The sequence below is a fragment of the Paraburkholderia sp. FT54 genome, from assembly GCF_031585635.1.
GTDB lineage: Bacteria > Pseudomonadota > Gammaproteobacteria > Burkholderiales > Burkholderiaceae > Paraburkholderia.
The window spans coordinates 613637-634326 of the sequence record NZ_CP134195.1; the positions used below are offsets into that span (position 1 = coordinate 613637).

Genomic DNA, 20690 nt, shown 5'->3' on the forward strand with positions numbered 1-20690 from the left:
GCAGAACAAGGAGTCTGACTATGACATCGAAAACAGTAAGCGATATCGTGCGCCTCGGCCCGGTGATTCCGGTGCTCGCGTTCGACTCCGCCGAACAGGGTGAACACGTATCTCGCGCGCTGCACGCGGGCGGCGTGAAGGTGCTGGAAATCACCTTGCGCACCGCAGCAGGCCTTGAAGCGATCGAACGCGCGAGCCAACTGGCCGAAGACATCGTGGTCGGTGTCGGCACGATTACGAAACCCGAGCATTGCGCTCAGGCCAAGAAGGCGGGCGCGCAGTTCGGCGTCTCGCCTGGCCTGACGAGAGACATGCACAAGGCCGCACAGGATGCGGGCTTGCCGCTGCTGCCGGGCGTGATGACGCCTTCCGACATCATCGCGGCGCTCGAACTCGGCTACGAGATCGTGAAGTTTTTCCCGGCGCAGCAAGCCGGCGGCGTGCCGATGCTGCAAGCTTTTCATGGCCCGTTCCCGAATCTGAAGTTCTGCCCGACCGGCGGCATCACGGCGGAAACGGCCACGCATTTCCTGTCGCTGCCGAACGTGGTGTGCGTGGGCGGCTCGTGGCTCACGCCGAAAGCCGCGCTCGCCGCGCAAAACTGGGACGAGGTCACGCGTCTGGCGCGTGCCGCGAGCCAGTTGGCCGCGCCAGCCCATTGAGCTGAAGCGGCCCGCACGCTAAACGTTATCAAGGTCCTACGCAAAGGAGCCTCGTCGATACAGCCGCTCGGGCTGTCCTGGCGAGGCTCTTTTGCGATATGCGCGCGGAATTGGCGCACGTTTACAGACAACAAACAGTAAAATTCAGCGTCCACGCGGTCAGCCCGGTTTCAAGGCGCCGCACAGGTCGCCGTGAGACAAGGGTGCCGGCTGTTCTGCACTCACACAATCAATAACGCAAAAGGAGGAGCTTCATGGAAGCTGTCCACGGCAGCGCGCTGCTGGTCTTCGCGGTGATCGCCATCGCATTGCTGATCCTGCTGATCACGCGCTACAAGGTTTATCCGTTCCTCGTTCTGATCATCGTGTCGCTGCTGCTGGGTCTTGCATCCGGCATGCCGATGGCCACCATCGTCAAATCGTTCGAAACGGGTAATGGCAATACGCTTGGGCACATAGCGGTCGTGGTGGGTCTGGGCACGATGCTCGGCAAGATGATGGCCGAATCGGGCGGCGCCGAGCGTGTCGCCACCACGTTGATCAACTTCTTCGGCGAGAAGAACATTCACTGGGCGATGATGATCGTGGCGATCATCGTCGGCTTGCCGGTGTTCTTCGAAGTCGGTTTCGTGCTGCTGATTCCGATCGCTTTCAACGTCGCGAAGCGCACCAACAAGTCGCTGCTGCTGGTCGGCTTGCCGATGGTCGCGGGCCTGTCCGTCGTGCACGGGCTGCTTCCGCCGCATCCGGCCGCGATGCTCGCGGTGCAGGCGTATCACGCGGATATCGGCAGGACCATCGCCTATGGGCTGATCGTCGGCGTGCCGACCGCAATCGTCGCCGGCCCGCTGTTCGCGTTGCTGATCAGCCGCTATATCAAGCTGCCGAAAGACAACGCGCTCGCCGCGCAATTTCTCGGACACGAAGACGCGGACAAAAACGGCGCGCCAAACGCCGCGCCGAAGCGCGAACTGCCGAGCTTCGGCATCACGCTGCTCACGATCCTGCTGCCGGTGATCCTGATGCTGGTGGGAAGCTGGGCCGATCTCTTCACCACGCCGAAAACCTTGCCTAACGATCTGCTGCACTTCGTCGGCAATTCGGACGTCGCGTTGCTGATCGCGGTGCTGGTCAGCTTCTGGACCTTCGGTGCGAGCCGCGGTTTCAATCGCGAGCAGATCCAGAAGTTCTGCGGCGACTGTCTCGCGCCGATCGCGGGCATCACGCTGATCGTCGGCGCGGGCGGCGGTTTTGGACGCGTGCTGATGGATAGCGGGATTTCGAAGGAAATCGTCAATGTGGCGACCGCCATGCATCTGTCGCCGCTGTTGTTCGGCTGGCTGGTGGCCGCATTGATTCGTCTGGCCACGGGTTCTGCGACCGTCGCCATGACCACGGCGTGTGGCATCGTCGCACCGATCGCTTCAGCTAGTGGCGTGCATGTCGAACCGGAGTTGCTGGTGCTTGCCACCGGTTCGGGCTCGCTGATCTTCTCGCACGTGAACGACGGCGGTTTCTGGCTGATCAAGGAATACTTCGGTATGACAGTGGGGCAGACCTTCAAGACATGGTCGCTCCTCGAAACCATCATTTCACTGATGGGCTTGGGTTTGACCTTCGCTCTCGCGACGGTCGTGTAAGGAGTTTTTGATGATTCTGATCGCAATGGGCGTGTCGGGCGCCGGCAAGACGAGAATTGGTGAAATGCTGGCGGAACGCCTGCATTGCGCGTTCACCGACGGCGACGCGTTTCACAGTGCCGCCAACAAGGAGAAAATGCACCACGGCATTCCGCTCACCGACGAAGACCGTTGGCCGTGGCTGCAAACCATCCGCGCGGCGATCGTCGAGAAGCAGAAGGCGGGCGAGACGGCGGTGTTCACGTGCTCGTCGCTGAAACGCTCGTATCGCGACGTTTTGCGCGACGGCGACCGGGACGTGTGCTTCGTGTATCTGAAGGGCTCGCGCGAAGTGCTGGAGCAGCGTCTGACCACGCGCACCGGTCATTTCTTCGATCCGTCGTTGCTGCAAAGCCAGCTCGATACGCTTGAAGAGCCGGGTGCGGATGAGGCGATCACGGTGAGCATTGAACTGTCGCCGGAAGAAATCGTCGTCGACGTGCTGAGGCAGGTTGAAGCGCGTAAGTAAGTTTGCTTCGTTGCAGTCGCAGCAAAAAAAACCGCTCGCAAGGAGCGGTTTTTTTGCGCCTCAAGTTACGAGGCGATGCAAGACTCAAGCCGTTTAAGCGATGCGCTTGGCCAGCTCGACCGCCTTGCCGATGTACGACGCGGGCGTCATCGCGAGCAAACGGTCTTTTGCGTCCTGCGGAATCGCGAGGCCATTGACGAACGTTTGCAGTGCTTCACGCGTGATGCCCTTGCCGCGCGTCAATTCCTTCAACTGCTCGTACGGATTTTCGATGCCGTAACGGCGCATCACCGTTTGCACCGGCTCGGCCAGCACTTCCCAGCAGTTGTCGAGGTCTTCGTTCAGGCGCTGTGCATTTACTTCGAGCTTGTCCAGACCGCGGATCAGCGAGTCGTACGCAAGCAGCGAGTAACCGAAGGCGACGCCGATATTGCGCAGCACCGTCGAATCGGTCAGGTCGCGCTGCCAGCGCGAGACCGGCAGCTTGTCGGCGAGATGGCGCAGCGTGGCGTTCGCGAGGCCGAGGTTGCCTTCCGAGTTTTCGAAGTCGATCGGGTTGACCTTGTGCGGCATGGTCGACGAACCGATCTCGCCGGCCTTGGTGCGTTGCTTGAAGTAGCCGACCGAGATGTAGCCCCACACGTCGCGGTCCAGATCGAGCAGGATCGTGTTGGCGCGCGACACCGCATCGAACAGTTCGGCCATGTAGTCGTGCGGCTCGATCTGGATTGTGTACGGATTGAACGTGAGCTTCAGACGCTGTTCGACCACTTCGCGCGAGAACGCTTCCCAGTCGAACTCCGGATACGCGGACAGATGCGCGTTGAAGTTGCCGACCGCACCGTTCATCTTGCCGAGCAGTTCGACCTTCGCGATGCGGTCGATCGCGCGTTCCAGACGGGCCGCGACGTTGGCCAGTTCCTTGCCGAGCGTGGTCGGGCTGGCCGGCTGGCCGTGCGTGCGCGACAGCATCGGCTGTTCGGCGTGCGCGTGGGCGAGCGCGACGAGACGTTGATGCACCGAGCGCAGCGCCGGCAGAATCACGTGTTCACGAGCACCAGCCAGCATCAGGCCGTGCGACGTATTGTTGATATCTTCCGACGTGCAGGCGAAGTGGATGAACTCGCTCGCACGCTCCAGTTCCGCCTGACCCTTCACCGATTCCTTCAGCCAGTACTCGACCGCTTTCACGTCGTGATTCGTCACACGTTCGATTTCCTTGATGCGCGCGGCGTCGTGCGCGGTAAAGCGCTCGGCGAGTTGCAGCAGGAATTGTTCGGACGCTTCGGAAAAGCGCGGCACTTCGGCGAAACCGGCGCGCGAGAGTGCGATCAGCCAATGGATTTCGACCGTCACGCGATTGCGCATGAAAGCGGCTTCCGAGAGCCAGTCGCGCAGGGCTTCGGTTTTCGAGGCATAGCGGCCGTCGAGCGGGGAGAGCGCGTTCAGCGCGAACAGGGTGTCGGGGCGAGTGTCGGACATGATGGGGGCCGGGTGAGGGCAAAACGCAAGGGTGAAAACGCGGAGGAAACTGCCGGAACCGCGAATTTTACCACCGGACGCCAATTGCTCCGATTTCGCCGCGACCGGCGCGGCGCCCATGCGGCGCCGGCATGGCGGCTAGTCCGGGTAGCCTTCGTAGCCAGGAAACAGCGTGTGCAGCGTGAAGGGCGGCAGTGAATAGCGCGAGAAGCAGCGCGAGGTGGACGCGGGATGGACCAGATGCAGGCAACTGGCCTGCGGATCGTCCACCGCGATCACGTTGCGGCCTGCCTCGACCACGCGGCGGATGAAGCTCTCGTCGTCGCACAGGTTGATATCGTCGAAGGCCGAGATCGCGGCAAGCGCCTTGTCGTACACGTACGAGAAGCCGTAGAACAGAATGAAATCCGCGCCGATCTGCATTTTCTCGTGGAATTCGATGTGGCTGACGGAGCGGCCGCTCAGTTCGTAGTGCAGGCCAACCTTGGCGTTCAGGTCCATATAGCCGAAGAATTGCGTGTGCGGCGCATACATGAAAAAGCCCGACAGCTTGATGAGATCCGCACGGTTTTCCTGCATCGTCCTGACCATGTGCGCGAGGTAGTGCGGCGCGTAGTGGTCGTCATCGTCGAAATGGGCGATCACCGAGCCGCGCGCTCTGGCGATCAGAGCATTGCGCTTTGCGCCGATCGACATGCGCGTGGCGCAATGAAAGTAGCGGATGCGTGTGTCCTGCGAAGCCAGCGCTTGCATGGACGCGCTCGGCTCGGGGCTGTCGTCGAGGATCAGCCATTCCCAGTCGACCTGCTGGCGAAGCACGCAGCGGGCGATGGCCGGCAGCAGACGCTCGCGATTGGCCGTCGGCGTGATGATGGAGACGAGTGAGGACATGGAGGGTCTCGCGCACGGGAAGGTGCGTTGTTGAAAGAGGTTGTGGAGGACGCGGCGCGGTGGCCGGGCGTCGTGTGCGCAGCAAGATAGCGGCTCGCCAATGGGCGGCGCCATCGGCGCAATCCGATTTCGCATTCGCGGGCTATCACGCGTGTTCGTGCACGCTCGCGTCGGCCCGTTGCACGACACCCACTAGAATGCTGACTTCCTCTCTCCCGTCCGCAGCAGGCTTCGCATGGAACTGAAATGGCTCGAAGACTTCGTTTCGCTCGCGGAAACGCGCAGTTTCAGCCGCTCGGCTGAATTGCGCCATGTCACGCAGCCGGCGTTCTCCCGGCGGATTCAGGCGCTCGAAGCCTGGCTCGGCACTGAACTGATCGACCGCTCGGTCTATCCGACGCGACTCACGGCGGCCGGCCAGGTGTTCAACGAGCAGGCGCTTGCGATGCTGTCGCAGTTCCACGAGGCCCGTGCGTTGCTGCGCGGCCATACGGCGACGCCGCAGGCGACCATCGAGTTCGCGGTGCCGCATACGCTCTCGCTGACTTACTTCCCGCGCTGGCTGCAGCGTATCGAAGCCCATCTGGGTCCGATCCACACGCGCCTGCGAGCCCTGAACGTGCACGACGCGGCGTTGTCGCTGGTGGAAGGCGGCTGCGACCTGATGATGGGCTATCACCATCCCAGCCATCCGGTCGCGCTCGATCCCGGCCGCTACGACATGCTGACGCTCGGCAACGAGCCGATCAGTCCGTTCTCGGCGCCGGGCCGCGCCGGCCGGCCGCGCCACACTTTGCCGGGTACCGGCGAGGCGCCCGCGCCGTACCTGTCCTACACACCGAACGCCTATCTGGGACGCATGACCGAAGTGATTCTGGCCAACGCGCCGGAGCGCCTGTACCTCGACCGGCTCTATGAAACCGATATGGCCGAAGGACTCAAGGCGATGGCGCTGGCCGGCCACGGCATCGCTTTCCTGCCACATAGCGCGGTGGAAGACGCCGTCGCCGACGGCAAGCTGATACGCCTCGACCGCGCCACGCGCGGCACGCCGGAAGGTCAGCTCACGCTGACCATGGAGATCCGTCTCTATCGCGACAAGCTTGCGGCGAAGGGCGACGACGCGCGACAGATACTCGTGCGTCAATTGTGGGACGTGGTGTCGGGGGAGTTAGCGTAAGGCGTGGGCTGAAATCCTGCCTCCCTGCGGCGCGAATTTGCGAGTTCTTGAAGGTTATGCAAAAAGAACATAACGGGATGAGGAAACGGCATTGGCTTTCAAAACGGCGTTTTTCGACAATGCTGTTACTCGATCAACGCCGGAGCGTTCATGTCATCCCAGCAACAAGCAGCACAATCCGCATTAACGTTGCAGTCGGTTCCTTCCTACCTGAATAAAGACGATCTTGGCCCGTGGGGCAACTACCTGCGTCAGGTCGATCGCGTCGCGCCGTACCTCGGCTCGCTGTCCCGCTGGCTCGAAACCCTGAAGCGCCCGAAGCGCATTCTGGTCGTCGACGTGCCTATCGAACTCGATAACGGCACCGTCGCTCACTTCGAAGGCTATCGCGTGCAGCACAACGTGTCGCGCGGTCCGGGCAAGGGTGGCGTGCGTTACCACCAGGACGTGACGTTGTCGGAAGTGATGGCCTTGTCGGCGTGGATGTCGGTGAAGAACGCCGCGGTGAACGTGCCGTACGGCGGCGCGAAGGGCGGTATCCGTGTCGACCCGCGCACCTTGTCGCGTGGTGAGCTGGAGCGCGTGACGCGCCGCTACACCAGCGAAATCGGCATCATCATCGGACCGAATACCGACATTCCCGCGCCGGACGTGAATACGAACGAGCAGATCATGGCGTGGATGATGGACACGTATTCGATGAACCAGGGCCAAACGGCCACTGGCGTCGTGACGGGCAAGCCGATCACGCTGGGCGGTTCGCTCGGCCGCCGCGAGGCGACGGGCCGTGGCGTGTTCGTGGTCGCCTCCGAAGCCGCGCGCCGTATCGGTGTCGACATCGAAGGCGCGCGCATTGCGGTTCAAGGTTTCGGCAACGTGGGCGGTATCGCGGCGCGCCTGTTCCAGGAAGCGGGTTCGAAGCTGGTCGCGGTGCAGGATCACACCGGCTCGCTGTACAAGTCGACGGGTATCGACGCTGTGGCGTTGCTGGAACACGTGGCCAGGACGGGCGGCGTGGGTGGTTTCCCTGAGGCCGACGCGGTCACGAACGAAGAATTCTGGGCTGTCGAATCGGACATCCTGATTCCGGCGGCGCTGGAAAACCAGATCACCGAAAAGAACGCCGGCAAGATCAAGACGAAGATCGTCGTGGAAGGCGCGAACGGCCCGACCACCACGGCGGCTGACGACATCCTGCACGATCGCGGCATCCTCGTGATTCCGGACGTGGTGGCGAATGCTGGCGGCGTGACCGTCTCGTACTTCGAATGGGTGCAGGACTTCTCGAGCTTCTTCTGGACGGAAGACGAGATCAACCAGCGCCTCGAGCGCGTGATGCGTGAAGCATTTGCCGCGGTGTGGCAGGTGTCGAGCGAGCAGAAGGTGTCCGTGCGCACCGCGGCGTTTATCGTCGCGTGTAAGCGGATCCTCGAAGCACGCGAACTGCGCGGCCTGTATCCCTGATCTTTCCGCTTCTTTCCGTTTCAAACGGCGGTTTCGCTATCGCGCGGATCCGCCGCCAACCCTTGCTTCAACGCGGTCCACAAGACGGCGTGTTCGACCCGGCGGGCGGCATCGTATCGATGCGGCCCGCCTTTGCATATGCGGAAAAGGCTGGCCGACCGGCCCGAAGCGCCGTAAGTCTGTAGCGGCGCACACGCAACAACATGGTTTATAGCGATACTTTCAGAATAATTACTTTGCTAAACTGGCGCCGGTTCTTGCCAAGGAGATCACAAATGAAGGTTAAAAAAGCTGCGCTGCTGCTCGCGACTCTCGGACTGTTTACGGTTGGCGCGCATGCGCAAGACGCTGGTACGCTGAAAAAGATCAAGGACACGGGTGTCATTTCGCTGGGTCACCGCGAATCGTCGATCCCGTTTTCGTATTACGACGACAAGCAGAACGTCATCGGTTACTCGCAGGAATTCGCCCTGAAAGTGGTGGAGGCGGTGAAGCAGAAGCTGAACATGCCGAACCTGAAGGTCAAGCTCACGCCGGTCACGTCGCAAAACCGTATTCCGCTGGTGCAGAACGGCACCGTGGACATGGAATGCGGCTCGACCACGAACAATGCTGAACGCCAGCAACAGGCTTCGTTCTCGAACACGATCTTCGTGATCGGCACGCGCCTGATGACCAAGAAAGACTCCGGCATCAAAGACTGGGCCGACCTGAAGGGCAAGACGGTGGTCACGACCGCCGGCACCACGTCCGAGCGCCTGCTTCGCAAGATGAACCAGGACAAGAGCATGGGCATGAACATCATCAGCGCGAAGGACCACGGCGAGTCGTTCCTGACGCTGTCCACGGGCCGCGCCGCTGCCTTCATGATGGACGACGCACTGCTCGCGGGCGAACGCGCGAAGTCGAACAACCCGGGCGATTTCGTGATCGTCGGCGCGCCGCAATCGCATGAAGCGTACGGCTGCATGATCCGCAAGAACGATCCGGAATTCAAGAAAGTGGTCGACGATGCGATCGCCAAGGTCGAAACCTCGGGCGAAGCCGATCAGATCTACAAGAAGTGGTTCGAATCGCCGATTCCGCCGAAGGGCCTGAACCTCAACTTCCCGGAAAGTGACGACATGAAGGCGCTCTTCAAGAGCCCGAATGACAAGGCAATCGATTAAACCTTAGCTGTTTTTTTGAAACGCTGAACGAAACGGAAGGGGCCACGCGCTTCTTCCGTTTCTTTTTGCTGGAGTCTTGGTCATGTCATATCACTGGAACTGGGGCATTCTGCTGAGTCCCGTCTCCACCGGCGAGCCGACCACCTATTTAGGCTGGCTGCTCTCGGGCTTCTGGGTGACGATTACGGTATCGCTGTCGGCATGGGTGATCGCGCTGATCGTCGGTTCGTTGTTCGGCGTGCTGCGCACGGTGCCGAACAAATGGGCGTCGGGCATCGGCACCGTCTATGTCGCGATTTTCCGTAACATCCCGCTGATCGTGCAGTTCTTCATCTGGTATCTCGTGATACCGGAGTTGCTGCCTCCCTCGATGGGCAACTGGTTCAAGCAGCTGCCGCCGAGCGCGCAGTTTTTCTCGTCGTCGATCATCTGTCTCGGGCTCTTCACCGCCGCGCGCGTATGCGAGCAGGTGCGCTCGGGTATCAACGCGTTGCCGAAGGGCCAGCGCGCCGCGGGTCTGGCCATGGGTTTCACGCAATGGCAGACGTATCGCTATGTGCTGCTGCCGGTCGCGTACCGGATCATCGTGCCGCCGCTAACTTCCGAGTTTCTGAATATCTTCAAGAACTCGGCGGTGGCGTCGACGATCGGTCTGCTCGATCTGTCCGCTCAGGCGCGCCAACTGGTCGATTACACGTCGCAGACGTATGAGTCGTTCATCGCGGTCACGATAGCGTACATGCTGATCAATCTGGTCGTCATGCAACTCATGCGCTGGGTCGAAGCCAGAACCCGGTTGCCCGGCTATATCGGAGGCAAGTGATGCACCATTTCGACTGGAGTGGTATTCCGGGCGCGTTGCCTACGCTGTGGACCGGCGCCATCGTCACCCTTAAGATCACGCTGATCGCGATCGTGTTCGGCATTGTTTGGGGCACGGTTCTCGCCATGTTGCGGCTGTCGTCGTTCAAACCTTTCGAGTGGTTTGCGAAAGGCTACGTGACGATCTTCCGTTCGATCCCGCTGGTGATGGTGCTGCTGTGGTTTTTCCTGATCGTGCCGCAAGTGCTGCAAAACGTGCTCGGCTTGTCGCCGGATATCGACATTCGCCTTGCGTCGGCCATGGTCGCTTTCTCGCTGTTCGAGGCGGCGTATTATTCGGAAATTATCCGCGCCGGCATTCAGTCGGTGCCGCGCGGGCAGGTCAACGCGGCGTTCGCTCTCGGCATGAGCTACTCGCAGGCCATGCGTTTGATCGTGCTGCCGCAGGCGTTCCGCGCGATGGTGCCGCTGCTGCTCACGCAGGGTATCGTGCTGTTTCAGGATACGTCGCTCGTCTACGTGATCAGCCTCGCCGACTTCTTCCGCACCGCCACGAATATTGGCGACCGTGACGGTACGAATGTCGAGATGGTACTGTTCGCGGGCGCGTGTTATTTCGTGATCTGTGTGGTCGCGTCGAGCCTCGTCAAAGGTCTTCAGAAAAAGGTCGCAAGATGATCTCAATCAAGAATGTTTCGAAGTGGTACGGCCAGTTTCAAGTGCTGACCGACTGCACGACGGAAGTCAAAAAAGGTGAAGTGGTGGTGGTGTGCGGGCCGTCAGGTTCGGGCAAGTCCACGCTGATCAAAACGGTCAACGGCCTCGAGCCGTTCCAGAAGGGCGAGATCGTCATCAACGGCCAGTCGCTCACCGACAAGAAAACCAATCTGTCGAAGCTGCGCGCGAAGGTCGGCATGGTGTTCCAGCACTTCGAACTGTTCCCGCATCTGTCGATCGTGCAGAACCTCACGCTCGCCCAGGTGAAGGTGCTCGGCCGCTCGAACGACGAGGCGACGGCGAAGGGTTTGAAGCTGCTCGATCGCGTTGGCCTGCGTGCGCATGCGGACAAGTTTCCGGGCCAGTTGTCGGGTGGTCAGCAACAGCGCGTGGCGATTGCGCGCGCGTTGTCGATGGACCCCATCGCCATGCTGTTCGACGAGCCGACCTCGGCGCTCGATCCGGAAATGATCAACGAAGTGCTCGACGTGATGGTCGAACTCGCGCAGGAAGGCATGACCATGATGTGCGTGACGCACGAAATGGGCTTCGCGAAGAAGGTCGCGCACCGCGTGATCTTCATGGACAAGGGCTTGATCGTGGAAGACGACCGCAAGGAAGACTTCTTCGCCAATCCGAAGTCGGATCGCGCGAAGGATTTTCTTGCAAAGATCCTGCACTGAGTTGTCTTGGCGTCGCGCCGTTTAGACGGCGTGGCGCGGGCAGAAAAAAGCCGCTTCGGAAGAAGCGGCTTTGTTGTTTCTGGTGGACCGATTTTTTGAGCGAATGCTCGAGTGCTCAGGATTCGAATGCGGCCGCGTCGTCAGCCGCTTCGAGGTCGACCTCGGCTTCTGCTTCGGGTAACGCTTCAGCCGAAGCCGCGATCGTGGTTGCCGAAGCCGACGCATCCAAAGCCGGATTGCGCAGCTTTTCCAGCACCGAAGCCGGCACCGGCACGTTGACGCGCCCAATCACCTCACCGTGCTGGAACATCATCAGATCGCCTGGTTCGAAGGCGCTCCAGACTTCGTTGTCGGTCAGCGGCTTGGTGGCAATCACCGCAACGCGGTCTTCGGGCGTCGTGTATTTGGCGAAATCGATCGATACGTCCGCGTCGACGAGATGCGCGGTGGAAAACGGCCAGCGCCGCACGATGTAGTGCAGATGCGTGGAGCAATGCGCGAACAGCGCCTGGCCATTCGACATCAGGAAATTGAACACGCCGAACTGCGTGATCTCGCGCGTGAGGGTTTCGAGCGCGGCAAACAGCTCGTCGAGCGGCGGCTGCTGCGCGCCGGGAAACGCCTTGCGCAAGCCTTCGAGCAGCGCGCAGAAAGCGAGCTCGCTATCGGTCGTGCCGACCGGCTGATACACGCCCGACAGGACCGGCGAATAATCCTGGAGGTCGCCGTTGTGCGCGAAGATCCAGTGGCGTCCCCACAGTTCGCGCATGAACGGGTGGCAGTTTTCCAGCAGGATGTGCCCTTGCGTCGCCTTGCGAATATGCGCGATCGTGTTCTTCGATTTGATCGGGTAGCGCTTGACCATTTCGGCGATCGGCGAGGTGGCCGACGATTGATGGTCGATGAACAGGCGGCAGGCTTTGTCTTCAAAGAAGGCGATGCCCCAGCCGTCGGCGTGGTGATCGGTGACGCCGCCGCGCGCCGCAAAGCCGGTGAACGAGAACGTGACATCCGTTGGCGCGGCGCAGTTCATTCCGAGAAGTTGGCACATGTTGCGGATAAGCCTGTGAACGGGGCGAGCCGTTACAATGATGATTTTCCAAGCATATCACCGAGCCAGAAACGCCAAATAGCAAAATTGACGTGTGTTTATACCGCAACGTTGCGGTTTGACTGCATAGATTGGCTTTTGTCGTCGAATCTCGTCCCCGCCGCCATGACCGCTTCCAACGCTTCCCTCGACTCCATCACGCTCGCCCGTCCGGACGACTGGCACCTGCACGTCCGCGACGGCGCAATGCTGGCCGCCGTGTTGCCGGACACCGCGCGCCAGTTCGGCCGCGCGATCATCATGCCGAACCTGAAACCGCCGGTCACGACCACCGCGATGGCGCGGGCGTATCGCGAGCGGATCGTCGCCGCGATTCCCGAAGGCGCCAGGTTCGAACCGCTGATGACGCTGTACCTGACCGACAACACGCCGCCCGACGAAATCCGGCGCGCGCGCGAAAGCGGCTTCGTGCATGGCGTGAAGCTGTATCCGGCGGGCGCGACGACCAACTCGGACGCGGGCGTCACCGACCTCATGAAGTGCGCCAGAACGCTCGAGGCGATGCAGGAAGTCGGCATGCCGCTGCTCGTGCATGGCGAGGTGACCGATTCGTCGATCGATCTGTTCGACCGCGAGAAGGTCTTCATCGACCGGGTCATGACGCCGCTGCGCCGCGCGTTTCCGGCGCTGAAGGTGGTGTTCGAACATATCACCACCAAAGACGCGGTCGACTATATCCGCGAGGCCGGCGTGGCGCCGGAACTGCTGGGCGCGACGATCACGGCGCACCATCTGCTGTACAACCGCAATGCAATCTTCCAGGGCGGCATTCGCCCGCATTACTACTGCTTGCCCGTGTTGAAGCGCGAGACGCATCGCGTGGCGCTGGTCGACGCGGCGACCTCGGGCAATCCGCGCTTCTTCCTCGGCACGGACAGCGCGCCGCATCCGAAGGGTCTGAAAGAGCACGCGTGCGGCTGCGCGGGTTGCTATACGGCGCTGCACGCTTTGGAGCTTTATACGGAAGCATTCGACAAAGCCAACGCATTGGACAAGCTCGAAGGCTTCGCGAGCTTCTTCGGTGCGGATTTCTACGGTCTGCCGCGCAGCGAGGAGAAGGTCACGCTGCGTCGGGAGGAATGGACTCTGCCGGCCGAACTGCCGGCCGGCGATACGCCGGTCGTGCCGCTGCGCGGCGGGGAGTCGATCGGCTGGCGTCTGGTTTGAGGCATCGGCCAGATGCAGGCGTATGAGGCGGAGCCGCCGGGCTTCGCTGCAATCGACTGGTCGAAACCGTGGTTCGCGCCGTTCGCCGGACGTGGCGAGCGCTGGCAGCAGGCCGCGCTGACGAGCTACGAGGCGCTGCTCGCCGAAATGAACGCCGATGCCGGCGAGATGCGGCAGACCACGGGGCGTGGTCAACGCCTCGCGTTCATCGCACAGGACGATCTGCCGCCCGGCGCGGCGTACGAGGCGCATATCGCGTCTACTGGCTGCGTGCCGACGCGCCACAATCTGCACGACTTCTTCAATGCGTCGATGTGGTTTGCTTTTCCGCGCATCAAGGCGGCGTTGAACGCGCGGCAGTCGGCGGCCATCGACGTGTTGGGCGTCGGTCCGACTCGCGGCGGCGTACGCGATACGCTGACCCTGTTCGACGAGAACGCGCTGCTGTTCGCTTGCGCCGATCCCGCTTTGAGCGCGGCATTGCGCGGGTTCGACTGGCTCACGCTGCTGGTGGCGCGGCGCGATGCGTGGGGCGCGAGTTGTGAGGTGCGCTGCTTCGGTCATGCGTTGCTGGAAAAGCTGATTGCGCCGTTCAAGGCCTGCACTGGGCACGCGTGGATCGTCGATGTGCCGGCGGCGTATTTCGAGTGGGACGCTGTGGAGCGAGACGCGTGGCTGGACGAGTCCGTCGCCGCGGCGCTGCTGCACACCGAGGCATTGACGAGCCGCATGTTCGCGCCGCTTCCGGTGCTGGGCATTCCAGGCTGGTGGCCGGAGAACGAATCGCACGCGTTTTACGACGACACTTCCGTGTTTCGCGCGGGGCGGCGCGCACGCTGAAGCGCGCTAAGGTTCGGCGGAGCATCCGTTGTCCGTTTGGCTATTTCAGCCGTTGAACCGGCTTGCTGCTTCGGCAGTGTTAAAATCCGCCCCAGCAAAGCAGGCCAGGCAGTCGCGGCCTTGGCGGCTTCGGCCAATGAGGGCGAGGAAAGTCCGGACTCCACAGGGCAGGGTGATGGCTAACGGCCATCCGTGGCAACACGCGGAACAGGGCAACAGAAAGCAAACCGCCGATGGCCCGGCGCAAGCCGGGATCAGGTAAGGGTGAAACGGTGCGGTAAGAGCGCACCGCGGCTGCTGCAAGGCAGACCGGCAAGGTAACCTCCACCCGGAGCAATTCCAAGTAGGCAGGCTAGCATCTTCGAGATGCAGGACGGGGCCCCTGTCACGTCTGCGGGTAGGAAGCTTGAGCGCGTCAGTAATGGCGCGCCTAGAGGAATGGCTGCCACGCGCGTCGCGTCTTCGGACGTGACGCGTGCACAGAATCCGGCTTATCGGCTTGCTTTGCCACCTGACAAAAAAATGCCGGCGTCCATCAGGACGTCGGCATTTTTCTTTGTGCGCGTGTCAGGCGGCGGGCGTTTGGGCGCGCACCGCGGCCGCCACCGCGAGATGGCGCTTAACCCGCGACGATGTCGAACGAGTGCGTCAATTCAGCGGTCTTGGCGATCATGATCGACGCCGAGCAGTATTTATCGTGCGACAGGTTGATCGCGCGTTCCACGGTGGCCGGGTTCAGATTCTTGCCCGTCACGGTGAAGTGGAAGTGGATCCTGGTGAACACTTTCGGGTCTTCACTGGCGCGTTCGGCCTTTAGCGTCACCGAGCAGCCGGCGATTTCCTGGCGGCTTTTCTTCAGGATCATCACGACGTCGTAGGCGGTGCAGCCGCCCGTGCCGAGCAAAACCATCTCCATCGGACGCGGCGCGAGGTTGCGGCCGCCGCCTTCAGGCGCGCCGTCCATCGCCACCAGATGGCCGCTGCCCGTCTCGGCTGCAAACGCCATCCCGTCTTGCCCCATCCAGCTTACTTTGCATTCCATGCTGTGCTCCACCGCGCTTCGCTATATCGAGACGGCATTGTAGCCCGGGGTTTGAGTGTCCGTCCGAAGCGACTTTTGCCGCAAGTTATGCCTGATGACGGCTTGCGTGTTGCGATGCGGCATGTGCGGCCGATTCGGGAATGCCCTGACGGATTTAGGGGTTTTACTCTAGGCAATGTCTAGCAGCGCGGCCGACCGATCGGTCTTTTCTGATTGATTTTAAAGGGTATTCTCGAAACGGAAATCGCGAAATGCGATTGCCGCATTATGAAATTGAATTTCGCAATGCAAATGTTCTTGCGTCGCACAAGGGGGGCTCATATAATTTGATCTGTCTCCTCCACCTCCTCCTTTGGTGGATTAAACCCGAACCGCTCGTTCGGGTTTTTTTTCGCCCGCGCCATGCCGGAACACAGCCAGGTCGAAGGCAATCGGGCGGTAAATCACGCTCCCGACTGCCGGATCGTTGGGAAATCCGCGCAAACTCCCATTCGTTTTGACTCGCCGTAGCAAATTCCTTTATAATTCAGGGCTTTTCCGCATCCGCGCCCGCGGAGGAAGAACCAGGGAGAGCCTGCACGCGCCTCGATGCGCACATTACAAGCAGGAAAAAACACATTGGGCGCAGCAATTTTTTTGGATCGATCATGAAGACGTTTTCCGCAAAAGCCCATGAGGTTACGCGTGAATGGTACGTGATTGACGCGACGGATAAGGTTCTCGGGCGTGTCGCCAGCGAAGTGGCACACCGTCTTCGCGGCAAGCACAAGCCTGAATTCACTCCGCACGTCGACACCGGTGATTTCATCATCGTTATCAACGCGGGTAAGTTGCGCGTCACGGGCAACAAGGCTACTGACAAGAAGTACTACCGTCACTCGGGTTACCCGGGCGGTATCTATGAAACGACGTTCGGCAAGATGCAAGAACGCTTCCCGGGCCGCGCGCTCGAGAAAGCGGTCAAGGGCATGCTGCCGAAGGGCCCGCTCGGCTACGCGATGATCAAGAAGCTGAAGGTCTACGCTGAAGCAACGCATCCGCATTCGGCACAACAGCCGAAAGCGCTCGAGATCTAAGGGGAGCCCACATGATCGGTAACTGGAATTACGGCACGGGCCGCCGCAAGAGCGCCGTCGCACGCGTCTTCATCAAGGCAGGCAAGGGCGATATCGTTGTGAACGGCAAGCCTATCGCCGATTACTTCTCGCGCGAAACGTCGTTGATGATCGTGCGTCAGCCGCTGGAACTCACGAACCACGGCGTTACGTTCGACATCAAAGTCAACGTGACGGGTGGCGGTGAAACGGGTCAAGCCGGTGCGGTTCGCCACGGCATCACCCGCGCGCTGATGGACTACGACGCAACGCTGAAGCCGCAACTGTCGAACGCTGGCTTCGTGACGCGTGACGCTCGTGAAGTCGAACGTAAGAAGGTCGGCTTCCACAAGGCACGTCGCAGGAAGCAATTCTCGAAGCGTTAATCGCCTCGGGTGCGAGCCGGCCTTCGGGCTGGAGCGCTGCAAAAGCCGCCGACGCTTTCGCGAAGGCGGCTTTTTTCATGGGATCGCGATTCGTTGCGGGTCGGTGTTCCAGCAACGAACTCGTCGCCAAAGCGGCGATAGACCTCGCTTAACCGGGCTCGTAGTGGCGGAACGTGCCACCCATTGATTTCCTGGAAGAACCCATTGATTTTGTGGGCTTCAGCACGATATTGAGATCAGCCCTACAATAGCGGTTAGAAGCTTTTTGGAGAGTTCGAATGAACGCAGTCACCGATACACCCGTGACCGAGATGCCCGCCCCTTTCGTTTTTACCGACGCAGCGGCTGACAAGGTCAAGCAACTGATCGAAGAAGAAGGCAATGCGGACCTCAAACTGCGCGTTTTCGTGCAGGGCGGCGGCTGCTCGGGCTTTCAATACGGTTTTACGTTCGACGAAGCCGTCAATGAAGACGACACTGTCATGAACAAGAGCGGCGTCCAGTTGCTGATCGATTCGATGAGCTACCAGTATCTGGTGGGCGCTGAGATCGACTACAAGGACGACATCAACGGCGCGCAGTTCGTCATCAAGAACCCGAATGCTACGACCACCTGTGGTTGCGGCTCGTCGTTCTCAGTGTGATGGCCGCTTGATCGACAGTAGGTGAAACGGGGCTTCGGCCCCGTTTTTTGTTTCCGGCATTGAATTCGCCGTCGTGATCAGCGTGGATAAATCGCTCCGAGCACGCGCTCGGCCGACGCGCCCGTCACCGCCGGCAGATTGCCCGGCAGACGCGCTACGCAGCGCATCGCAAGCCAGGCGAACGCCAGCGGCTCGACCTGGCTCGGCGGCACGCCGAGCGCATCGGTCGTCATTACCGGTACGCCGCTGACGCCGCTCTCCTCCAACGCCTGCTGCAAGGCCTTCAGAATCTCCGGATTGCGCGCGCCGCCGCCGCAGACATAGACCGCTCTCGCGTCCGATGCATGCCGTTCGATTTCGCGCGCGACGGTCACCGCGGTAAGCGCGACCAGCGTCGCTTGTACGTCGGCGGGGTCGAGTCCGGCGAACGGCTGCAGCTTCGCATCGAGCCATTCCGCATTGAACAGGTCGCGGCCGGTACTCTTCGGCGGCTGTTGGCTGAAATAGACCTCGTCGAGCAAGGCGTTCAGCAGCGTGCGATCCACCTGCCCGCCCGCCGCGAAATGGCCGTTTTCGTCGAAAGGCTTGCCGAGATGACGCTGCGCCCACTCATCGAGTAGCGCGTTGGCCGGTCCGCAGTCGAAGCCGCGCACGCTGCCGGTCGCGTTCAGAATCGTGATATTGCTGATCCCGCCCAGATTGCAGACCACCCGCGTTTCGTTTTTCGCGCCGAACACCGTGGCGTGAAAAGCCGGCACGAGCGGCGCGCCCTGGCCGCCAGCCGCGACATCGCGACTGCGGAAATCGGCGATTACATCGATATGCATCATTTCCGCGAGCAGCGCTGGGTTATTGATCTGCCGCGTGTAACCCTTTTCCGGCCGATGCCGCACGGTCTGCCCATGCACGCCGATCGCACGCACCTCCGCAGCCGGTACGCGGCTGCCGTGCAACAGTTCATGGCAGCACACCGCGTAACGGGTGGCGAGCGCATTGGCGGCCAGCGCCTCGCGCTCAATTTCGTTGTCTCCCGGTTGCTGGAGCGCGAACAATGCGTCGCGCAGGCCCGCGGCAAAGCCGACAAACGCCTCGGCCAGCACCACGGGCGGTTTCCCTTGAGCGAACCTGACGGCCACGCCATCCACGCCATCCATACTCGTGCCGGACATCAATCCAAAATAGACGCCGTCTGCGGGGTCTTGCGCCACGTTGCTGCTCCTCTCGATGGGTCATTGCGATCCGTTGTAGCAGATTATCGGGCGAAGCGCGGTCGAATATAAAGCGTCGCGACACCGGCGGCACGTCCGAGAGCACAGAAATCGTGCGTTCGCGGGCCGCTTGTGGCGGCGTCAGTGGGCGCGGCGGCGCGCATCTATGGGACAATCTCTTTTTTTCGCGACTTCACGTTTCCAGCATGAGCACCGAGTCCACCAAGCCAAACCCCGCTTCCGCCTTTCCGGTCACCGACGAAGTCCGTCACGCTCTCGCCGTGACCAGGCGCGGTGTCGACGAACTGCTGATCGAAGACGAATTCGCGCAAAAGCTCGCGAGGAGCGCGGCTACGGCCAAGCCGCTGCGTATCAAGCTCGGGCTCGATCCGACCGCGCCGGACATCCACATCGGCCATACGGTCGTGCTGAACAAGATGCGCCAGTTGCAGGATCTCGGCCATACCGTGATCTTCCTGATCGGCGATTTCACGTCGCTGATCGGCGATCCGTCGGGCCGTAATGCCACGCGCCCGCCGCTCACGCGCGAGCAGATCGAATCGAACGCGAAAACGTATTTCGAGCAGGCCGCGCTCGTGCTCGACCGCGACAAGACCGAAATCCGCTACAACAGCGAATGGTCGATGCCGCTCGGCGCCGACGGCATGATCAAGCTCGCGTCGCGCTACACGGTGGCACGGATTCTGGAGCGCGAAGATTTCACCAAGCGTTTTCAGGGCGGCGTGCCGATCTCGATCCACGAGTTCCTGTACCCGCTGATGCAAGGCTACGACTCGGTCGCGTTGAACGCGGACCTCGAACTCGGCGGTACGGACCAGAAGTTCAACTTGCTGGTAGGCCGTGAGTTGCAGAAGCAATATGGCCAGGAACAGCAGTGCATCCTGACGATGCCGCTGCTCGAAGGGCTCGACGGCGTCGAGAAGATGTCGAAGTCGAAGAACAACTACATCGGCATCAGCGAAAAGCCGACCGACATGTTCGGCAAGCTGATGAGCATTTCCGACGTGCTGATGTGGCGTTACTTCGAACTGCTGTCGTTCCGGCCGATGGACGAGATCGCCGGTTTCAAAAAGGAAATCGAAGCGGGCCGCAATCCGCGCGATTTCAAGGTGATGCTCGGCCAGGAAATCGTCGCGCGCTTCCACTCGCAAGCCGATGCCGAACGCGCGCTCGAGGACTTCAACCATCGCGCGAAGGGCGGCGTGCCGGACGATATTCCGACCGTGACGCTCGCGGGCGCGCCGCTCGCGATCGGCCAGTTGCTCAAGCAGGCTAACCTCGTGCCGTCGACCAGCGAAGCGCTGCGCAACATCGAGCAGGGCGGCGTGAAGATCGATGGCGCGACCGTGTCCGACAAGGGCCTGAAAGTCGAAGCCGGCGAGTACGTCGTGCAGGTCGGCAAACGCCGTTTTGCGCGCGTCACGCTGACGGCCTGATGGGCCGAACGCCGTATCCGGAGTCGAGCCGATGATCGCGCTGATCCAACGCGTGCGGCGCGCGGAAGTGCGCGTGGCCGACCGCGTGACCGGCGCGATTGAGGCGGGCCTGCTCGCGCTGGTCTGCGCCGAACGTGGCGACACCGAGGCGGCGGCCGACCGGCTGCTCGCCAAGGTGCTCGGCTATCGCGTCTTCAGCGATGTCGCCGGCAAGATGAATCTCTCCGTGCAAAATCTCGACGGCGCCGGGCGCGCGGGCGGATTGCTGCTCGTGTCGCAATTCACGCTGGCCGCGGACACCAACAGCGGGCTGCGCCCGAGCTTCACGCCGGCCGCGCCGCCGGATGAAGGCAAGCGCCTGTTCGATTATTTCGTCGCGGCAGCGCGGGCGAAACATCCGATCGTCGAAACCGGAGAGTTCGGTGCCGACATGCAGGTGTCGCTCGTCAACGACGGGCCGGTCACGTTCTGGTTGCAGACGAACGCCTGAACTTTGTCCTTCAATGCGCGTCACGGCCCGCGC

At 61.5% G+C, this 20690-nt stretch carries 21 protein-coding genes and 1 other RNA gene; 17 read left to right on the top strand and 5 right to left on the bottom strand.

Features of this window, described 5'->3' with window-relative positions; all coding sequences use genetic code 11:
- Positions 1-20: 20 nt before the first annotated feature.
- The 3 genes from eda (at position 21) to RI103_RS02850 (ending at position 2810) form a co-directional block, all read left to right on the top strand.
- The gene (eda, locus tag RI103_RS02840; protein ID WP_310813925.1) at positions 21-662 is read left to right on the top strand and encodes a bifunctional 4-hydroxy-2-oxoglutarate aldolase/2-dehydro-3-deoxy-phosphogluconate aldolase; all 642 of its coding nucleotides are present in this window, start codon (positions 21-23) and stop codon (positions 660-662) included.
- Positions 663-916: 254 nt separating this feature from the next.
- The gene (locus RI103_RS02845; protein WP_310813926.1) at positions 917-2302 is read left to right on the top strand and encodes a GntP family permease; all 1386 of its coding nucleotides are present in this window, start codon (positions 917-919) and stop codon (positions 2300-2302) included.
- A gap of 10 nt (positions 2303-2312) precedes the next feature.
- Positions 2313-2810, top strand: a complete 498-nt coding sequence (locus RI103_RS02850; RefSeq protein WP_310813927.1) for a gluconokinase — start codon at positions 2313-2315, stop codon at positions 2808-2810.
- A gap of 93 nt (positions 2811-2903) precedes the next feature.
- Here RI103_RS02850 and purB read toward each other — a convergent pair whose 3' ends face one another.
- Positions 2904-4292, bottom strand: coding sequence for an adenylosuccinate lyase (purB, locus tag RI103_RS02855; protein WP_310813928.1), 1389 nt, complete (start codon positions 4290-4292; stop codon positions 2904-2906).
- 138 nt (positions 4293-4430) lie between these two features.
- Positions 4431-5183, bottom strand: a complete 753-nt coding sequence (locus RI103_RS02860; RefSeq protein ID WP_310813929.1) for a glycosyltransferase family 2 protein — start codon at positions 5181-5183, stop codon at positions 4431-4433.
- A 235-nt stretch (positions 5184-5418) separates the two neighbouring features.
- Here RI103_RS02860 and RI103_RS02865 point away from each other — a divergent pair, with 235 nt between their 5' ends.
- The 6 genes from RI103_RS02865 (at position 5419) to RI103_RS02890 (ending at position 11218) form a co-directional block, all read left to right on the top strand.
- Positions 5419-6363, top strand: a complete 945-nt coding sequence (locus RI103_RS02865) for a LysR family transcriptional regulator (RefSeq protein WP_310813930.1) — start codon at positions 5419-5421, stop codon at positions 6361-6363.
- 150 nt (positions 6364-6513) lie between these two features.
- The gene (locus RI103_RS02870; RefSeq protein WP_310813931.1) at positions 6514-7827 is read left to right on the top strand and encodes a Glu/Leu/Phe/Val dehydrogenase; all 1314 of its coding nucleotides are present in this window, start codon (positions 6514-6516) and stop codon (positions 7825-7827) included.
- A gap of 275 nt (positions 7828-8102) precedes the next feature.
- A complete protein-coding gene (locus tag RI103_RS02875) occupies positions 8103-8996 on the top strand; it encodes a glutamate/aspartate ABC transporter substrate-binding protein (RefSeq protein ID WP_310813932.1) in 894 nt (297 codons plus the stop codon).
- A gap of 82 nt (positions 8997-9078) precedes the next feature.
- Positions 9079-9819: an amino acid ABC transporter permease gene (locus RI103_RS02880; RefSeq protein WP_310813933.1), complete on the top strand. Its 741-nt coding sequence runs from the start codon at positions 9079-9081 to the stop codon at positions 9817-9819.
- Entirely contained in the window at positions 9819-10496 is a 678-nt protein-coding gene (gltK, locus tag RI103_RS02885) for a glutamate/aspartate ABC transporter permease GltK (protein WP_132373115.1), read from the top strand. Before RI103_RS02880 ends, gltK begins: the two co-directional genes overlap by 1 nt.
- Complete coding sequence (locus tag RI103_RS02890) at positions 10493-11218, top strand: amino acid ABC transporter ATP-binding protein (protein WP_012434314.1); 726 nt, start codon at positions 10493-10495, stop codon at positions 11216-11218. Before gltK ends, RI103_RS02890 begins: the two co-directional genes overlap by 4 nt.
- Before the next feature lie 115 nt (positions 11219-11333).
- On the opposite strand, the gene RI103_RS02895 is transcribed toward RI103_RS02890, so the two are convergent.
- On the bottom strand, positions 11334-12269 hold the full coding sequence (locus RI103_RS02895; protein WP_310813934.1) for a class II glutamine amidotransferase: 936 nt from the start codon (positions 12267-12269) through the stop codon (positions 11334-11336).
- 165 nt (positions 12270-12434) lie between these two features.
- Between RI103_RS02895 and pyrC the strand changes: the two genes are divergently transcribed.
- The 3 genes from pyrC (at position 12435) to rnpB (ending at position 14846) form a co-directional block, all read left to right on the top strand.
- Entirely contained in the window at positions 12435-13496 is a 1062-nt protein-coding gene (pyrC, locus tag RI103_RS02900) for a dihydroorotase (protein WP_310813935.1), read from the top strand.
- A gap of 12 nt (positions 13497-13508) precedes the next feature.
- A complete protein-coding gene (locus RI103_RS02905) occupies positions 13509-14336 on the top strand; it encodes a DUF3025 domain-containing protein (RefSeq protein ID WP_310813936.1) in 828 nt (275 codons plus the stop codon).
- A gap of 96 nt (positions 14337-14432) precedes the next feature.
- Positions 14433-14846, top strand: an RNA gene (gene rnpB / locus RI103_RS02910) — RNase P RNA component class A.
- A 109-nt stretch (positions 14847-14955) separates the two neighbouring features.
- On the opposite strand, the gene RI103_RS02915 is transcribed toward rnpB, so the two are convergent.
- Entirely contained in the window at positions 14956-15378 is a 423-nt protein-coding gene (locus tag RI103_RS02915) for an OsmC family protein (protein WP_035549512.1), read from the bottom strand.
- 647 nt (positions 15379-16025) lie between these two features.
- On the opposite strand from RI103_RS02915, the gene rplM reads away from it, so the two are divergent.
- From rplM to erpA, 3 genes are all read left to right on the top strand, one after another.
- Entirely contained in the window at positions 16026-16454 is a 429-nt protein-coding gene (gene rplM / locus RI103_RS02920; RefSeq protein WP_007180422.1) for a 50S ribosomal protein L13, read from the top strand.
- An 11-nt stretch (positions 16455-16465) separates the two neighbouring features.
- A complete protein-coding gene (gene rpsI, locus RI103_RS02925) occupies positions 16466-16858 on the top strand; it encodes a 30S ribosomal protein S9 (RefSeq protein WP_115781002.1) in 393 nt (130 codons plus the stop codon).
- Positions 16859-17136: 278 nt separating this feature from the next.
- Positions 17137-17502, top strand: a complete 366-nt coding sequence (gene erpA / locus RI103_RS02930) for an iron-sulfur cluster insertion protein ErpA (RefSeq protein ID WP_007180424.1) — start codon at positions 17137-17139, stop codon at positions 17500-17502.
- A 77-nt stretch (positions 17503-17579) separates the two neighbouring features.
- Here the strand turns inward: erpA and RI103_RS02935 are convergent, their stop codons facing one another.
- Entirely contained in the window at positions 17580-18710 is a 1131-nt protein-coding gene (locus RI103_RS02935; protein WP_310813937.1) for an anhydro-N-acetylmuramic acid kinase, read from the bottom strand.
- A gap of 206 nt (positions 18711-18916) precedes the next feature.
- On the opposite strand from RI103_RS02935, the gene tyrS reads away from it, so the two are divergent.
- Together tyrS and dtd are read left to right on the top strand one after the other, a co-directional pair.
- Positions 18917-20167 carry a tyrosine--tRNA ligase gene (gene tyrS, locus RI103_RS02940; protein ID WP_310813938.1) on the top strand — a complete coding sequence of 417 codons (1251 nt, stop codon included), beginning with the start codon at positions 18917-18919 and terminating at the stop codon, positions 20165-20167.
- 31 nt (positions 20168-20198) lie between these two features.
- The gene (gene dtd, locus RI103_RS02945) at positions 20199-20657 is read left to right on the top strand and encodes a D-aminoacyl-tRNA deacylase (protein WP_310813939.1); all 459 of its coding nucleotides are present in this window, start codon (positions 20199-20201) and stop codon (positions 20655-20657) included.
- Positions 20658-20690: the final 33 nt, after the last annotated feature.

Coding starts and splice junctions, on each gene's coding strand:
- RI103_RS02890 (WP_012434314.1), top strand. CDS start 10,493: ATGATCTCAATCAAGAATGTTTCGAAGTGGTACGGCCAGTTTCAAGTG.
- RI103_RS02895 (WP_310813934.1), bottom strand. CDS start 12,269: ATGTGCCAACTTCTCGGAATGAACTGCGCCGCGCCAACGGATGTCACG.
- dtd (WP_310813939.1), top strand. CDS start 20,199: ATGATCGCGCTGATCCAACGCGTGCGGCGCGCGGAAGTGCGCGTGGCC.
- pyrC (WP_310813935.1), top strand. CDS start 12,435: ATGACCGCTTCCAACGCTTCCCTCGACTCCATCACGCTCGCCCGTCCG.
- RI103_RS02870 (WP_310813931.1), top strand. CDS start 6,514: ATGTCATCCCAGCAACAAGCAGCACAATCCGCATTAACGTTGCAGTCG.
- RI103_RS02845 (WP_310813926.1), top strand. CDS start 917: ATGGAAGCTGTCCACGGCAGCGCGCTGCTGGTCTTCGCGGTGATCGCC.
- tyrS (WP_310813938.1), top strand. CDS start 18,917: ATGAGCACCGAGTCCACCAAGCCAAACCCCGCTTCCGCCTTTCCGGTC.
- eda (WP_310813925.1), top strand. CDS start 21: ATGACATCGAAAACAGTAAGCGATATCGTGCGCCTCGGCCCGGTGATT.
- rplM (WP_007180422.1), top strand. CDS start 16,026: ATGAAGACGTTTTCCGCAAAAGCCCATGAGGTTACGCGTGAATGGTAC.
- RI103_RS02905 (WP_310813936.1), top strand. CDS start 13,509: ATGCAGGCGTATGAGGCGGAGCCGCCGGGCTTCGCTGCAATCGACTGG.
- RI103_RS02915 (WP_035549512.1), bottom strand. CDS start 15,378: ATGGAATGCAAAGTAAGCTGGATGGGGCAAGACGGGATGGCGTTTGCA.
- gltK (WP_132373115.1), top strand. CDS start 9,819: ATGCACCATTTCGACTGGAGTGGTATTCCGGGCGCGTTGCCTACGCTG.
- RI103_RS02860 (WP_310813929.1), bottom strand. CDS start 5,183: ATGTCCTCACTCGTCTCCATCATCACGCCGACGGCCAATCGCGAGCGT.
- purB (WP_310813928.1), bottom strand. CDS start 4,292: ATGTCCGACACTCGCCCCGACACCCTGTTCGCGCTGAACGCGCTCTCC.
- RI103_RS02850 (WP_310813927.1), top strand. CDS start 2,313: ATGATTCTGATCGCAATGGGCGTGTCGGGCGCCGGCAAGACGAGAATT.
- RI103_RS02865 (WP_310813930.1), top strand. CDS start 5,419: ATGGAACTGAAATGGCTCGAAGACTTCGTTTCGCTCGCGGAAACGCGC.
- erpA (WP_007180424.1), top strand. CDS start 17,137: ATGAACGCAGTCACCGATACACCCGTGACCGAGATGCCCGCCCCTTTC.
- RI103_RS02880 (WP_310813933.1), top strand. CDS start 9,079: ATGTCATATCACTGGAACTGGGGCATTCTGCTGAGTCCCGTCTCCACC.
- rpsI (WP_115781002.1), top strand. CDS start 16,466: ATGATCGGTAACTGGAATTACGGCACGGGCCGCCGCAAGAGCGCCGTC.
- RI103_RS02875 (WP_310813932.1), top strand. CDS start 8,103: ATGAAGGTTAAAAAAGCTGCGCTGCTGCTCGCGACTCTCGGACTGTTT.